The 16,078-nt window shown below is 51.0% G+C and carries 15 protein-coding genes; 11 read left to right on the forward strand and 4 right to left on the reverse strand.

Translation table 11 applies throughout. The features are described from left to right. The 8 genes from ybfF (at position 1) to tcuB (ending at position 6,267) form a co-directional block, all read left to right on the forward strand. On the forward strand, positions 1 to 774 hold the full coding sequence (ybfF, locus tag NNO08_RS11510; protein ID WP_271449855.1) for an esterase: 774 nt from the start codon (positions 1 to 3) through the stop codon (positions 772 to 774). Positions 775 to 902: 128 nt separating this feature from the next. Next, positions 903 to 1,190, forward strand: a complete 288-nt coding sequence (ybfE, locus tag NNO08_RS11515; RefSeq protein WP_005121400.1) for a LexA regulated protein — start codon at positions 903 to 905, stop codon at positions 1,188 to 1,190. Positions 1,191 to 1,345: 155 nt separating this feature from the next. After that, a complete protein-coding gene (fldA, locus tag NNO08_RS11520) occupies positions 1,346 to 1,876 on the forward strand; it encodes a flavodoxin FldA (protein WP_005121401.1) in 531 nt (176 codons plus the stop codon). Positions 1,877 to 2,086: 210 nt separating this feature from the next. Then, positions 2,087 to 2,173: a ryhB-regulated fur leader peptide gene (locus tag NNO08_RS11525; RefSeq protein WP_100247215.1), complete on the forward strand. Its 87-nt coding sequence runs from the start codon at positions 2,087 to 2,089 to the stop codon at positions 2,171 to 2,173. Further along, a complete protein-coding gene (gene fur, locus NNO08_RS11530) occupies positions 2,166 to 2,612 on the forward strand; it encodes a ferric iron uptake transcriptional regulator (protein ID WP_271441586.1) in 447 nt (148 codons plus the stop codon). Before NNO08_RS11525 ends, fur begins: the two co-directional genes overlap by 8 nt. A gap of 128 nt (positions 2,613 to 2,740) precedes the next feature. Next, positions 2,741 to 3,667 (forward strand): tricarballylate utilization LysR family transcriptional regulator TcuR, encoded by a 927-nt coding sequence (tcuR, locus tag NNO08_RS11535; protein WP_271441585.1) that lies wholly within the window; start codon positions 2,741 to 2,743, stop codon positions 3,665 to 3,667. Positions 3,668 to 3,764: 97 nt separating this feature from the next. Next, a complete protein-coding gene (tcuA, locus tag NNO08_RS11540) occupies positions 3,765 to 5,168 on the forward strand; it encodes an FAD-dependent tricarballylate dehydrogenase TcuA (RefSeq protein WP_271449857.1) in 1,404 nt (467 codons plus the stop codon). Continuing rightward, positions 5,155 to 6,267 (forward strand): tricarballylate utilization 4Fe-4S protein TcuB, encoded by a 1,113-nt coding sequence (gene tcuB, locus NNO08_RS11545; RefSeq protein ID WP_271456758.1) that lies wholly within the window; start codon positions 5,155 to 5,157, stop codon positions 6,265 to 6,267. Before tcuA ends, tcuB begins: the two co-directional genes overlap by 14 nt. Before the next feature lie 51 nt (positions 6,268 to 6,318). Here tcuB and chiQ read toward each other — a convergent pair whose 3' ends face one another. From chiQ to nagE, 4 genes are all read right to left on the reverse strand, one after another. Beyond that, positions 6,319 to 6,651 (reverse strand): ChiQ/YbfN family lipoprotein, encoded by a 333-nt coding sequence (gene chiQ, locus NNO08_RS11550; protein ID WP_005121405.1) that lies wholly within the window; start codon positions 6,649 to 6,651, stop codon positions 6,319 to 6,321. Positions 6,652 to 6,700: 49 nt separating this feature from the next. Next, positions 6,701 to 8,107, reverse strand: coding sequence for a chitoporin ChiP (chiP, locus tag NNO08_RS11555; protein WP_137384491.1), 1,407 nt, complete (start codon positions 8,105 to 8,107; stop codon positions 6,701 to 6,703). A 436-nt stretch (positions 8,108 to 8,543) separates the two neighbouring features. Then, positions 8,544 to 10,211, reverse strand: a complete 1,668-nt coding sequence (gene glnS, locus NNO08_RS11560) for a glutamine--tRNA ligase (protein ID WP_137384492.1) — start codon at positions 10,209 to 10,211, stop codon at positions 8,544 to 8,546. A gap of 212 nt (positions 10,212 to 10,423) precedes the next feature. After that, complete coding sequence (gene nagE / locus NNO08_RS11565; RefSeq protein WP_271441582.1) at positions 10,424 to 12,373, reverse strand: PTS N-acetyl glucosamine transporter subunit IIABC; 1,950 nt, start codon at positions 12,371 to 12,373, stop codon at positions 10,424 to 10,426. Positions 12,374 to 12,723: 350 nt separating this feature from the next. On the opposite strand from nagE, the gene nagB reads away from it, so the two are divergent. The 3 genes from nagB to nagC are packed head-to-tail and all read left to right on the forward strand — an operon-like array spanning position 12,724 to position 15,962. Next, complete coding sequence (gene nagB / locus NNO08_RS11570) at positions 12,724 to 13,524, forward strand: glucosamine-6-phosphate deaminase (RefSeq protein ID WP_003022803.1); 801 nt, start codon at positions 12,724 to 12,726, stop codon at positions 13,522 to 13,524. 60 nt (positions 13,525 to 13,584) lie between these two features. Then, entirely contained in the window at positions 13,585 to 14,733 is a 1,149-nt protein-coding gene (nagA, locus tag NNO08_RS11575) for an N-acetylglucosamine-6-phosphate deacetylase (protein ID WP_271449861.1), read from the forward strand. An 8-nt stretch (positions 14,734 to 14,741) separates the two neighbouring features. After that, complete coding sequence (nagC, locus tag NNO08_RS11580; protein WP_137384495.1) at positions 14,742 to 15,962, forward strand: DNA-binding transcriptional regulator NagC; 1,221 nt, start codon at positions 14,742 to 14,744, stop codon at positions 15,960 to 15,962. Positions 15,963 to 16,078: the final 116 nt, after the last annotated feature.

Here is a 16,078-nt window from a genome sequence, read left to right on the forward strand (position 1 = left end):
ATGAAATTGAATATCCGAGCGCAATCTGCGCAAAACCCGCACAATAATTCTCCCATCGTCCTGGTTCACGGTCTGTTTGGCAGTCTGGATAATCTGGGCATACTGGCACGCTCCCTGGTCGTTGATCACGATATCATCCAGGTCGATATGCGAAATCATGGCCTCTCTCCCCGCTCACCGGAGATGAATTATCCTGCAATGGCGCAGGATCTGTTGGATACCCTCGATGAGCAACACATCGAAAAAGCGACCTTTATTGGGCACTCCATGGGGGGCAAAGCCGTCATGGCACTGACCGCACTGGCACCGGAACGCATCGATCAACTGGTCGCCATCGATATTGCACCGGTTGACTATCACGTACGCCGCCACGATGAGATTTTTGCCGCCATTAACGCGGTAACAGATGCCCAGGCTTCCTCTCGCCAGCAGGCCGCGAGCGTCATGCGTCAGCATTTGCAAGAAGAAGGCGTGATCCAGTTTCTGCTGAAATCCTTTGTTGACGGCGAGTGGCGCTTTAACGTCCCGGTGTTGTGGGATCAGTATCCCCATATCGTAGGATGGGAAACCATACCCGCCTGGGAACATCCGGCGTTGTTTATCCCCGGCGGTAATTCACCTTATGTGACACAAGCGTATCGCGAGCAATTACTGGCCCAGTTTCCGCAGGCCCGCGCCCACGTTATTGCCGGCGCAGGCCATTGGGTACATGCGGAAAAACCCGATGCGGTGCTGCGCGCTATCCGTCGTTATCTGAGTGAGAAGGTTAACTGATTAAAAACTCAGCGTCCGCGCGCGATTACGTGCGTGGGCGTTGGCGCGCCTCCCCTGCTGATGTATTATGGCGCGCTATCCATCCGGGCAGACGCCTGGCTGATTGTTTCCCCGAAGTCACCAAGATCATGGCCAAAGAACAAACGGACCGTACGACATTAGATCTGTTCGCGCAGGAGCGTCGCCCGGGACGACCCAAAACCAATCCGCTTTCGCGTGATGAACAGTTACGTATTAATAAACGTAATCAGCTTAAACGCGACAAAGTTCGTGGACTCAAGCGTGTCGAACTGAAATTGAACGCGGATGCCGTTGACGCTCTAAATGAGTTGGCGGAAGCGCGCAACATGAGTCGCAGTGAACTCATCGAAGAGATGCTGATGAACCAACTCACCGCATTGCGCGGTCAGGCATAGTCTGAATTTCTGCTCTAAATCATAAATCGTGTAGCACAGAGTGCAGTCCCGCGTGTTTGCTGTTTCCGCATGCCGGACTGTTCTGCTATGATTGCCCTTATCCGTGGGCAATGCGCCACCACCATTTCAATAAGTTTCAAGAGGTTATTTTACTCATGGCAATCACTGGCATCTTTTTCGGCAGCGACACCGGTAATACCGAAAATATCGCAAAAATGATTCAAAAACAGCTTGGTAAAGACGTTGCCGATGTACATGACATTGCAAAAAGCAGCAAAGAAGACCTGGAAGGGTATGACATTCTGCTGCTCGGCATCCCAACCTGGTACTACGGTGAAGCGCAGTGCGACTGGGATGACTTCTTCCCTACTCTGGAAGACATTGATTTTAACGGTAAACTGGTGGCATTGTTCGGCTGTGGCGACCAGGAAGATTACGCAGAATATTTCTGTGATGCGTTAGGCACCATCCGCGACATCATCGAGCCGCGCGGCGCTACCATCGTCGGCCACTGGCCAACGGCGGGTTACCATTTTGAAGCGTCCAAAGGCCTGGCAGATGACGACCACTTTGTGGGTCTGGCTATCGATGAAGATCGCCAGCCGGAACTGACCGCTGAGCGCGTAGAAAAATGGGTTAAGCAGATCGCTGAAGAGCTGCACCTCGACGAAATCATCAATGCCTGATTTCGTGCGGCGTAGATATTCATCTGCGCCGCATCAATAGATAAAACCAATCAAAATAATTGCTACAAATTTGTAACTTTTTCGCCTGACCCTGTACAATGGCTGGATGCCAATCGGGTATTGCACAGTGTGTTTGTTGGTGATACCACGTTTTGATTAACAATATTTGCCAGAGACTTGCAGTTTTCATTTAGGCATGGCAGTTCTATAATGATACGCATTATCTCAAGTGCAATTTCTGTCACTTCTGTTAATGAAGTGAACCGTTTAGCTACAGGACAGATTCCGCATGACTGACAACAATACCGCATTAAAGAAGGCTGGCCTGAAAGTAACGCTTCCTCGTTTAAAGATTCTGGAAGTTCTTCAGGAACCGGATAACCATCACGTCAGTGCGGAAGACTTATACAAACGCCTGATCGACATGGGTGAAGAAATTGGTCTGGCGACAGTATATCGCGTGCTGAACCAATTTGATGATGCCGGTATCGTGACCCGCCATAATTTTGAAGGTGGTAAATCCGTCTTCGAACTGACCCAGCAACATCATCACGATCACCTGATTTGCCTTGACTGCGGCAAAGTGGTCGAATTCAGCGATGACTCCATCGAAGCGCGTCAACGTGAGATTGCGGCTAAACATGGTATTCGTTTAACTAACCATAGCCTCTATCTTTACGGTCACTGCGCTGAAGGCGATTGCCGCGAAGATGATCATGCGCACGACGCCAAATAATGTGATGCTTTCTGAAAAGCCAACCTTACGGTTGGCTTTTTTTATGGGCGTTACCTGCCCCTTTCCCCTTCCCACCGCTCCTGTGTTGCTTTAATGTAAAAATCAATTGCCTTCATCGGAGAGTCGAAATGGAACTTCGCCAGTTACGCTATTTTGTGCGCATTGTAGAAACCGGCAGCATGGGTAGCGCAGCGCTCGACCTCAATATCGGTGTTTCGGCGCTCAGTCAGCAAATGACCCGCCTGGAAAACGAACTCGCCATACGTCTGCTGCAACGGACTTCTCGTGGCGTGACGCCCACCAGCGCTGGACTGGCCTTTTACTCTCAGGCACAACTGGCATTACGCCACGCAGACGATGCCATCCTTGCGGCACGGGAAGCCAGACTTTCCGGGCACGTCAGCGTCGGCATGGCACCCAGCACCGCTTCCGTTCTCGGGATGCCTTTCATCAACGCTATGCGGGAAAGCTATGCCGATGTCCGCCTGCATGTAGTGGAAAGTCTCTCTGGCAATCTGGAACGAATGATTAATACCCGTCAAATTGATTTGGCCGTGGTCTTTCAGAAGGAAAAAATCCTGCGCTGGAGCGCCAGAGCAATTCTTGAGGAACAGTTATTTTTGATTGGTACTCATAACTTGCTGGCAGGTATTGCGGATGACACTATCGCCCCTGCCGAACTGGTTAATATTCCATTGATAATGCCAAGCCCAGGACATGGTCTGCGCGGCAGACTGGATGCTATCAGCCAGGAGCATGCGCTGAACATTGAGATCGCCACAGAAATTGACGGCCTGACGCTACTGATGCACGCCGTTCGCAGCGGAATTGGTGCAACACTTCAGCCTGGCGCGGCAATTTCCCATCTCGATAAAGAGACATTAAGAGTGGTCGGCATCCATAATCCCATACTTAGCCGCCCCAACTTTTTGGTCAGCCTTTCTGACGATGAACTCACCCCAGCAGGCCTCGCTGCCCGTGTGGTACTCACCAAAGTGATGCATCAACTGGTGGAATCTGGACGCTGGCCAGGTGCTACCCTTTACAATAATTAAAGGGCTGTTTAGCATCACGTCATAGCGTCCCCACAACTTACTCGTATACATTTTAATTACAAACTTAACAATTGGTTAAGTGGTAATGGAGTCTGCGATGGTTGATGTTCTGGTGATTGGCGGCGGCAATGCAGCACTATGTGCCGCTTTAACCGCCAGGGAGCAAGGCGCTTCGGTATTGCTGCTTGAGGCGGCCCCGCGTGAATGGCGCGGAGGGAACTCCCAACACACGCGTAATTTACGCTGTATGCATGATGCGCCACAGGATGTACTGGTGGAGAGCTATCCCGAAGAGGAATTCTGGCAGGACCTCTGGCGTGTAACGGAAGGTAATACCAACGAAGCACTGGCTCGGCTGGTGATCCGTACCTCTTCCCAATGCCGCGACTGGATGCGCCAGCACGGCGTTAACTTTCAACCGCCACTTTCTGGCGCTTTGCATGTCGCGCGAACGAATGCCTTCTTTATGGGCGGAGGAAAAGCACTCGTAAACGCCTATTATCGCAGCGCAGAAAAACTGGGGGTGCAAATCCGCTATAACACACCAGTCCAGGCACTTGAACTGCATAATGGCAAGTTCGTGGCAGCACTGGCAGGTGCAGAACGCATTCCGGCAAAGACCTGTGTACTTGCTGCTGGCGGGTTTGAATCTAACCGCGAATGGCTGCGAGAAGCATGGGGTGAGAACGCCCGCGGTGAATGGCCAGCGGATAACTTCCTCATTCGCGGCACGCGCTTTAATCAGGGCGTACTACTCAAATTTATGATCGATGCCGGGGCGGACATCATCGGCGAGCCCTCCCAGTCACACTGCGTAGCCATTGACGCCAGAGCGCCATTATATGACGGCGGGATTTGCACCCGCGTGGACTGTGTCTCTTTGGGCATCGTAGTGAACCGCGATGCAGAACGATTTTATGATGAAGGCGAAGACTTCTGGCCCAAACGCTATGCCATCTGGGGACGTCTGGTTGCCCACCAGCCCGGACAAATTGGTTACTCCATTATCGACAGTAAAGCGATCGGTCACTTCATGCCCCCGGTTTTTCCTGGTGCACAGGCCAATACGTTAGCAGAGCTGGCACGTCAGTTGGGACTGGATACTGAGCGCTTTACCCATACTGTCATGCAGTACAACAGCGCCTGCCGGCCAGGGCACTTTGACCACACCACACTGGATAACTGTGCAACACAAAATCTGACACCGGCAAAAACACATTGGGCGCGACCACTGGATACGCCACCTTACTATGGCTATGCCTTACGTCCGGGGATCACCTTCACCTACCTGGGGTTAAAGGTGAATGAACACGCCGCGGTGCATTTTGCAGGGCTTCCAAGTCGCAATCTGTTCGTAGCCGGAGAGATGATGGCGGGCAACGTGCTGGGAAAAGGCTACACCGCAGGTGTAGGCATGTCGATAGGGACCACCTTTGGTCGTATTGCCGGAAAAGAAGCCGCTCTGGCAGCACGTGAGGAGGCATATCATGAAACAGCTTGAGAGATTAATTATCGAAGCGAAAATGCTTACCGAGCCAGAAGCAGAAGTTGAACGAGTCATGCAAGTTTGCAATGCCTGCCGCTATTGCGAGGGTTTTTGCGCCGTTTTCCCGGCGATGACTCAGCGTCTGGAATTCGGAAAAGCGGATATCAACTATCTGGCCAATTTGTGCCATAACTGCGGCGCCTGCCTGCACGCGTGTCAATACGCACCGCCCCATGAATTTGCCATCAATGTGCCGAAAGCAATGGCAGAAGTAAGGCTGGAAACCTATCAACACTATACGCAACCCGCCACTTTTGGCGCGCTTTATCGCCGGGCAGGCATGACCGTAACGCTGTCGCTGGTTTTCGGCCTGATCCTGTTTTTACTTCTTGCCATGGGGTTAAAAGGCTCCCTGTTCCATCCTCCGCTGGCTGGAGATTTTTATCAAATTTTCCCGCATAACCTGCTGGCATGGATGTTTGGTTCAGTCTTTATTCTGGCGATGGGTCTGCTCATGGCTGGCGTTTTCCGCTTCTGGCGGGAGATTTCTCCGGGGATGCCGCGTTCTGTTGACATTGTTGAAGCCTCACACAATGCACTGACGCTGAAATATCTCGATGGAGGGCACGGTAAAGGGTGTAACGAAGCGGATGATGCTTTCACCCTGATGCGCCGCCGGTTTCATCACTTCACTTTCTACGGTTTTATGCTCTGTTTTGCCGCCACCGTCGTGGCGACAGGCTACCACTATTTCGCTGGTATCGAAGCCCCCTACCCGTTTTTCAGCATCCCGGTAATCCTTGGCACATTGGGCGGTATTGGTCTGGTGATCGGACCTGCAGGCTTGCTATGGCTGAATTTTAAACGCTCACCGCTACAGGGCGACGCAAGGCAAAAGCCGATGGACCGCGGTTTTATCCTGTTGCTGCTACTGACGAGTCTGACAGGCTTAGCGCTGTTGGCAGGCAGAGATACCTCATGGATGGCTATTTTGCTTGCTATTCATCTTGGTGTCGTCATGGCGCTATTTCTGACCATCCCATACGGAAAATTTGCCCACGGATTCTACCGTTGTGCGGCATTACTCAAGTGGGCAATTGAAAAACAACGCTAAAATGCAAACGGGCGAAGATATCTCTCCGCCCGTTCTTGTTCATACCACGTTTTATTTCGCCGTATTATTACTGCGAATTTCCTGCCAGACCTTATCGCAATCGGCCTTGACGGATTGATCGTTACCCGTACGCGTTGCCTGGATACACTGCTGGTAATCCAGAACGCGCACGCTTTCTTCATTCGCAAACTGCTGGTGCTGTTTTTCTTTCTTCAGCACATTCAACACACTTTGGCAGGCCTCGATTTTCTCCGGCGAGCCCTGTGCGGTATTGATACAAGCGCTGTAGGCTTCCTTAAGACGGCTATCTTCTTTCGGCGCGGGTGATTGCGCGCAGGCAACCAGCCCTGATGCCATGACGGCGATGAGTATCAGCTTTTTCATAACACACTCCTCAACAAAACGGCAGGCTTGCGGCCTGCCGCTGTCGGCATTAGAAGATGGTGAACGGAGCAATAACGATGAATTTCACGTCACGCTCATCCTGGAAGATGTTACCGTAACCACCGCCCCAGCTTGGAATATCTGAATGGTTGTCGTACTGCGTGAAGTGCAGTTTAAACATAGTGCCCTTCGCACGGCCGTCCTGCAGGGTATAGACCGCATCCAGGCTGTAAGACGACTCTTCGATAGTACGATTTTTGTCGTAGTACGCATCCGGGTTGAGCTGCCAGGTTGCCGGTTTAGCATCCCACGCGTAAACGTATGATGCACCCACAGCCCAGCCAGGCAGGTTCCAGTTCTTCAGGTCATACATCGCACCGAAGAACACGGCCTTTTCACCGTTGGCGTTGAAGTCAGAGCGGTTATCCCACCAAACGTCCAGACGACCGTTTGAAGACGCATAGGTCGGGGTCATACGCTGCAGGAAGTAGCCCTGCTGCCCGTCAGCTTTAACCCAGGTCCCTTCCAGTCGCAGATCAACGACTTCTGCCACTTTGTAGCCGAAGGTCAGTGCCTGCAGCCAGGCCGTGCCATCATAAATGTCGTTAACAGTGCGGTCATCTACCTTATCGCGGGCACCGTAGAACTGGTAGCTGGTGGTAAACGGATTACCGCCTAAATCAAATTTGTAGCTGGCTTTGGCGAAATACTGATCGACGTAGCCTTCAGACTGACCGAATGCCGCTTCCAGCAACAGGTTATTTTTGAAGTCATACTTTGCGCCGATTGAATGGAGGTAATCAACTTTGGTCTTTTTATCGGCCTGATAGAATTTATCGACTTCGGTGTGCCACGGTGCTTTATATTCGTTGGCCCACATATAGGAGAAGCTCAGCGCACCCGCATCACCATAATCGAAGTTGGCACCGGCTTCAGCCCCCTGATAGGTGCCAGGCATAAAGCTCCAGTGTGGTGCCAGCAGAGTTTGCCCGGTTGGCTGAATATAACCAGCGCGCGCCCAGGTCGGGCCAAACTTAAATTTAGCTGCCGCTTTATACAGGCTAATCCCGCTCTTATCGCCGGAGTAATCTTCGTCATAGCCTTTATTTTTTGAAGAGAATGCGATTTCGTTTGGATGGCCACTTTCGCTACTTTCGTTCATTTCAATAGCGGTAAATGCTGCGACATCAATACCAAACATATCAGCCGCATAACCGGACTGGAAGTCGAGGTTTGCGTTCCAGGTGGAGTGAGAAAGGTTAGTCTTGTATTTGTCATGATCGGTAACGTCTTTACGGTCGCGCTCACGCTGCCAGTAATAAATGCCACCCGTTAAGGTAGAGTCATCAATAAAACCTTCGGCGTGAACCTGAGGAGCGACAACAAAACCCGACATTGCTGTGATACCGGCGATAGCCAGCGCCAGCGTACTACGTTTGCCACTAAACGTACGCATATGTTAATCCTCTTTGACGTATAAAAGCTGTCGACAAAAGCGAACAGCGAAAAAGCAAAAATTAAAAAAGTAGCGCTGAGAAAACCTCAGTGACTACAATGAATAGACTATTTTTCGCGACGCGAATTATCAATCTCTTTTTGTAACCAGTATGTAAGAACATGAGCAACCGCACATATTTCATTGCTTTCTGTTACATTTTCATTGGAAGATAAAAAAGCGTTGAATAATTGAAAAAAGACTTGTTTTCCATAAAGATGAAATCGGTTTCAGTCCAGAGTGACTGATAACACAAGGTTTTTGTTAGAAAAATATAAACAGCAAAAATCATTCCTGAATAACAATTATTTCGCTGCGCAAATAGAGTCTGCTAACCATTTTCAGGCGAAAAAAAACGCCGCAGAGTGCGGCGTTTGAAAGGATGCGTAACGACGGTTTATTCGCCTACTTTAGCCCATGTATCGCGCAGACCCACGGTGCGGTTAAACACCAGTTTGTCAGCTGTTGCATAGCGGCTGTCGAGGCAGAAGTACCCTTCACGCTCGAACTGGAACGCTTTACCAGCAACCGCGGCCTGTAGCGAAGGCTCACCATAGCCCTGTTTAATCACCAGCGACTCTGGGTTAATAACGGACAGGAAATCTTCCGCAGCACCCGGGTTAGGTACACTGAACAGACGATCGTACAGACGGATTTCAATCGGCAGCGCATGAGCCGCACTTACCCAATGAATAACGCCTTTTACTTTACGGCCATCGGCCGGGTCTTTACTCAGCGTGTCTGCATCGTAGGTGCAGAAAATAGTCGTGATATTCCCTTCCGCATCTTTCTCTACGCGCTCAGCTTTGATGACGTACGCATTACGCAGACGGACTTCTTTACCCATCACCAGACGCTTGTACTGTTTGTTGGCTTCTTCGCGGAAATCGGCCCTGTCGATCCAGATTTCACCGCTGAACGGTACTTCACGGCTGCCCATTTCCGGTTTGCTCGGATGGTTAGGCATAGTGACCAACTCGCTTTCGCCCTGTGGGTAGTTTTCGATAACCAGTTTCACCGGATCGATAACCGCCATTGCGCGCGGTGCGTTTTCGTTCAGATCTTCACGGATGCAGGATTCCAGAGAAGCGATTTCAATGGTGTTATCCTGTTTGGTCACACCGATGCGTTTGCAGAATTCACGAATTGCAGCAGCCGTGTAACCACGACGGCGCAGACCCGAGATAGTCGGCATGCGCGGATCGTCCCAGCCTTCAACGTGCTTATCAGTCACCAGCAGGTTCAGCTTACGCTTGGACATCACGGTGTATTCCAGATTCAGGCGCGAGAACTCGTACTGGCGCGGGTGAACCGGAATGGTGATGTTATCCAGCACCCAGTCGTACAGACGACGGTTATCTTGGAATTCCAGCGTACACAGTGAATGTGTGATGCCTTCCAGCGCATCGCTGATGCAATGGGTGAAGTCGTACATCGGATAGATGCACCACTTGTTGCCCGTCTGATGGTGTTCAGCAAACTTAATGCGGTACAGCACCGGGTCACGCATCACGATAAACGGCGAAGCCATATCGATTTTCGCACGCAGGCAGGCTTTACCTTCTTCAAAACCACCGGTACGCATTTTTTCAAACAGCGCGAGGTTTTCTTCAACGCTGCGATCGCGGAACGGGCTGTTTTTACCCGGCTGCGTCAGCGTGCCACGGTATTCACGGATTTCGTCGGCAGACAGTTCGTCGACATACGCCAGGCCTTTGTTAATAAGCTCTACCGCGTAAGCATGTAACTGATCGAAGTAATCCGAAGAGTAGCGAATATCGCCAGTCCAGTGGAAACCTAACCATTCAACGTCGTTTTTAATCGATTCAACGTACTCGATATCTTCTTTAACCGGGTTCGTATCATCAAAACGCAGGTTGCACTGGCCCTGGTAATCTTGCGCAATACCAAAGTTCAGACAAATGGATTTCGCGTGGCCAATGTGCAGATAGCCATTTGGCTCCGGCGGAAAACGGGTATGGATAGTGGTGTGCTTACCACTGGCCAGATCTTCATCGATGATCTGACGAATAAAGTTACTCGGGCGGGCTTCAGCCTCACTCATCGTGGATTCCTCAAAGCGTAAACAACGTATAACGGCGTATGATCTTATAAGCAGGACTGACTGACAACCTTTAGTTACGCAAAATACGTATCAGACAGCTATTATGCGGGCAATTGCTGCAAAAAAAAGCGGCGGAGGATTATCCCCCGCCGCTGTTAATCATCTCATCGTGCCGGATGGCGGCGCTTACGCCTTATCCAGCCTACGAGCAATTACTTACCTTTAATCTCATACAGTGGTGTTTGACCGGCAACCACATGACCTTCGGCTTTAACAACCAGACCACCGAAATCATCGCTATTGCTGCAAACAACCGGGCTAATCATGGAACGTGCGTTCGCGTTCAGGTATTCCAGATCCATTTCCAGAATCGGTTGACCTGCTGCAACAACCGCACCTTCTTCAACCAGACGTTTAAAGCCTTTACCTTCCAGTGCCACGGTATCGATACCCATATGGACCACGATTTCCGCGCCTTTTTCTGTTTCCAGACAGAACGCATGGTTGGTGTTGAAGATTTTCACAATGGTACCCGCTGCTGGAGAAACCACGATTTTATCCGTTGGTTTTACCGCCACGCCGTCACCCACTGCTTTGCTGGCGAAGGCTTCATCAGGCACTTGCTCCAGTGCAACCACATCACCGGTAATCGGAGAAACCAGCGCTTCAATGGTGGCTGCATTCGCTACCGCCTGCGGTTTTGCAACCGGGGCAGCCGCTGCAGGAGTACTGTCAGTAGACGCTGCCGCAACCGGGCCACGTGCCACAACTTTCTTCATTTCGTCGCCGATAGATTCAGCTTTCGCACCCACGATGACCTGAATAGTTTGTTTGTTCAGCTTAACCACACCCGATGCGCCTAAACGTTTGCACATCGCATCATTTACGCGGGCAGAATCGCCAACGGTCAGACGCAGGCGGGTGATACAGGCATCAATCGCTTTCAGGTTATCCGTACCGCCAACCGCCGCAATGTAGTTGGTTGCCAGTTGAGCTAAACCTTCTTCGGTATTGCTGTTCGCTTCGTCAGTAACAATCTCGTCTTCTTTATCTTCGCGACCCGGCGTTTTCAGGTTAAACATACGAATAACCGCGCTGAACAGGACGAAGTAAATAACGAAGAACACCAGACCCATGACGACCAGCATCCAGACGTTCTTACTTGCAGCCGGCAGGTTGTACATCAACACGTAGTCAATAGCACCTGCGGAGAAGGAGAAGCCGGCGTGAATCCCCAACAGCGTCGCAACGAACAGGCTGATACCTGTCAGAACAGCGTGCAAGAGGTACAGCAACGGAGCCAGGAACATAAACAGGAATTCCAGCGGCTCGGTAACACCGGTCAGGAATGCGGTGATAGCAACGGACAGCAGCATACCGCCGACCATAGGACGACGTGCTTTCGGCGCGGCGAAGTACATCGCCAGTGCCGCACCCGGCAGACCAAACATCATGATCGGGAAGAAGCCAGACATGAACATACCCGCAGTGCCGTCACCCGCGTAGAAGCGGTTGATATCACCATGGAATACTGTGCCTGCAGCGTTAGTGAATTCACCAATCTGGAACCAGGCGATGGTGTTCAGAACCTGATGCAGACCGGTTGGGATCAGCAGACGGTTGATGAAGCCAAAAATACCGGAACCCAGCGCGCCAGCGCCCACGATCCACTCACCACCCGCATGGATGGCGTTCTGCACCGGCGGCCACACGTAGCCGAAGATAGCAGCCAGCACCAAGCAGAAGAAGCCCGTGGCGATAGGTACAAAACGTTTGCCACCGAAGAAACTCAGGAAATCAGGCAGTTTGATGCCAGACCAACGGTTATACACAGCACCGCCGACCAGACCGGTGATGATACCTGCCAGAACGCCCATGTTGATCGCTGGGTTAATGGTAACCATTGCTTTGGTCAATATGAAATAACCAACCGCACCTGCCAGCGCTGCCGCACCCGCGCTGTCTTTAGACCAGCTGGAAGCCACACCGATAGCAAAAATTAACGCGAGGTTATCAAAGATAGCCCCACCCGCTTGCGCGATGAAGGGTACGTTCAGTAAATCTGGTTGGCCGAATCGCAGCAACAGTGCCGCGACTGGCAGCACCGCGATGGGGAGCTGTAACGCCCTACCCAGCCGCTGGAAAAAACCTAAAATATTCATTTTATTCCCCCTACGAGACCCCGATTAGGCTCCTTTGAAGCCATATTTTTATTGTGCGACCATTCCTAACTGCAACAGCAAGAGATTTTGGAACAACAACATTAACCATTCATCTACATTCAGAGTGTGTGAAAAATTAATTCGTATCGCAAATTAAAAGCGTGTTTTTTGTGATTCCAATCACCAAATATCGTTATTAACCCTCCCTTACACTGGCTAACTACGAAAACTTATTTTATCATTCAAAAAATCGAAACGGATTGATCCTTACCGATGCAAAACCAGGTTACGCTTAATACTGCACAGAGACTCAATCCGCCAACTGCTTACATTTACTTTTGAGGTGAAGAATGAGACTGATCCCCCTGAATACCGCTGAACAAGTCGGCAAATGGGCTGCTCGCCATATCGTTAACCGTATTAACGCGTTCAAACCAACGGCAGATCGTCCGTTCGTTCTGGGCCTGCCAACTGGCGGTACTCCGCTGACTGCCTATAAAGCATTAGTCGAAATGCACAAAGCGGGCCAGGTGAGCTTCAAACATGTTGTCACTTTCAACATGGACGAATATGTTGGCCTGCCGAAAGAGCATCCAGAAAGCTATCACAGCTTTATGCACCGCAACTTCTTTGATCATGTTGATATCCCAGCAGAAAACATCAACCTGCTCAATGGTAACGCGCCGGATATTGATGCAGAATGCCGTCAGTATGAAGAGAAAATCCGTTCTTACGGTAAAATCCATCTGTTTATGGGCGGCGTAGGTAACGATGGTCACATTGCGTTCAACGAACCCGCTTCATCTTTAGCTTCCCGTACTCGTATCAAAACGCTGACCCACGACACCCGCGTAGCAAACTCACGCTTCTTTGACGGCGACGTAAGCCAGGTGCCTAAATATGCACTGACCGTAGGCGTGGGCACCTTGTTGGATGCTGAAGAAGTAATGATCCTGGTGCTGGGTCACCAGAAAGCCCAGGCGCTGCAGGCGGCTGTTGAAGGTAACGTTAACCACATGTGGACTATCAGCTGTCTGCAACTGCATCCGAAAGCGGTTGTGGTCTGCGATGAGCCTTCCACTATGGAACTGAAAGTGAAGACGCTGAAATACTTTAACGAGTTAGAAGCGGAAAATATTAAAGGTCTGTAATGATGTCCCCGCCCTGTCGAAAACGTGCAGGGCGGCATTTTTTTGAAATCGGGGGTCGGAATGTATGCTTTAACCCAGGGCCGGATTTTTACCGGTCACGAAATTCTTGATGACCATGCGATTGTTGTCGCCAATGGCCTGATCGATAGCGTTTGCCCACTGTCTGAATTGCCGCCAGGGATTGAACAACGCTCACTGAATGGGGCCATTGTCTCCCCCGGTTTTATTGATGTGCAGTTAAACGGCTGTGGCGGTGTACAGTTTAACGATACGGCAGAGGCCGTTACCGTTGAGACGCTGGAAATCATGCAGAAAGCCAATGAAAAATCTGGCTGCACCAACTATCTGCCAACGCTAATCACCACCAGCGATGACCTGATGAAGCAGGGCGTTCGCGTCATGCGTGAATACCTCGCTAAGCATCCAAATCAGGCATTAGGGCTACACCTTGAAGGTCCATGGCTGAATCTGGTGAAAAAAGGTACGCATAATCCGAGCTTTGTCCGCCAGCCAGACGCTGCGCTGGTCGATTTCCTGTGCGATAATGCGGATGTCATCACCAAAGTGACGCTGGCGCCTGAAATGGTTCCTGCCGAAGTGATCACCCAACTGGTGAATGCAGGTATCGTGGTGTCTGCGGGCCACTCTAACGCGACGCTGAAAGAAGCAAAAATCGGTTTCCGTGCAGGCATTTCCTTTGCAACACATCTGTTCAACGCGATGCCTTATATTACCGGCCGCGAACCTGGTCTGGCAGGTGCGGTTCTTGATGAGGCCGATATTTATTGCGGTATCATCGCCGATGGCATGCATGTTGACTATGCCAACATCCGCAATGCCAAACGCCTGAAAGGTGACAAACTGTGCCTGGTGACCGACGCAACTGCACCAGCGGGTGCAAACATTGAACAGTTCATTTTCGCTGGTAAAACAATATACTACCGCAATGGACTGTGTGTTGATGAGAACGGCACGCTGAGCGGTTCATCATTAACCATGATCGAAGGTGTACGCAATCTGGTTGAACATTGCGGTATCGCACTGGACGAAGTCCTGCGTATGGCAACGCTCTACCCTGCTCGCGCCATTGGCGTCGACAAACAACTCGGCAGTATCGCGCCAGGCAAAGTAGCCAACCTGACCGCGTTCACGCACGACTTTAAAATTATCAAGACCATCGTTAATGGCAACGAGGTCGTTACTGAGTAAGAGAAAGAATGACACCAGGCGGACAAGCTCAAATAGGTAATGTTGATCTCGTAAAACAGCTTAACAGCGCGGCAGTTTATCGTCTGATTGACCAGCATGGGCCAATCTCGCGAATTCAGATTGCCGAGCAAAGCCAGCTTGCTCCCGCCAGCGTAACCAAAATTACGCGTCAACTGATTGAACGCGGGCTGATTAAAGAAGTCGATCAGCAGGCCTCCACCGGGGGCCGCCGCGCCATCTCTATCGTCACCGAAACCCGTAATTTCCACGCAATTGGCGTTCGCCTTGGCCGCCACGACACCACGCTGACACTCTATGATATGAGCAGCAAAGTGGTTGCCGAAGAGCATTATCCGCTACCCGAGCGCACCCAGGAAACACTGGAGCACGCGCTGCTCAATACGATTGCCACCTTTATTGACAGTTGCCAGCGGAAAATCCGTGAGCTGATTGCAATCTCCGTTATCCTGCCAGGACTCGTTGACCCCGAAAGTGGCGTCATTCGCTATATGCCCCATATTCAGGTTGAAAACTGGGGACTGGTCGACGCACTGGAAAAACGTTTTCAGGTCACCTGTTTTGTCGGCCATGATATCCGCAGCCTGGCGCTTGCCGAGCACTATTTTGGGGCAAGTCAGGACTGCGAAGACTCCATTCTGGTGCGTGTCCATCGCGGAACCGGCGCAGGGATTATCTCCAACGGGCGTATTTTCATCGGACGCAACGGCAACGTGGGCGAAATAGGCCATATCCAGGTTGAGCCACTGGGCGAACGCTGCCATTGCGGTAACTTTGGTTGTCTGGAAACGATCGCTGCCAATGCGTCCATTGAACATCGCGTACAAAATTTACTGAAACAAGGCTATCCGAGCCGTCTCACGTTGGACGATTGCAGTATCAAAGCTATCTGCAAGGCAGCCAACAAAGGTGACAATCTGGCAGCAGAAGTTATCGAGCACGTGGGTCGCCACCTGGGTAAAACCATCGCGATTGCGATTAACCTGTTTAATCCGCAAAAAGTCGTCATCGCCGGTGAGATTACCGAAGCAGATAAAGTCCTGCTTCCGGCAATAGAAAGCTGCATTAATAATCAGGCACTGAAGGCGTTTCGCCACAATTTACCGGTGGTACGTTCCACGCTGGATCACCGTTCAGCGATTGGTGCATTTGCGCTGGTGAAGCGCGCCATGCTCAATGGTTCATTGCTGCAACGTTTGCTGGAAAGCTAATGCTCTCATATAGTAGTGGATTACTATACCCTAAATAATTCGAGTTACAGGACAAAACGCATTAGCGTTTTGAACAGCGCTTGTGCTGGCCCCGTAGGGGTGAGGCCGCTTGGCCG

Source organism: Citrobacter sp. Igbk 17 (assembly GCF_028069775.1).
Lineage (GTDB): Bacteria > Pseudomonadota > Gammaproteobacteria > Enterobacterales > Enterobacteriaceae > Citrobacter.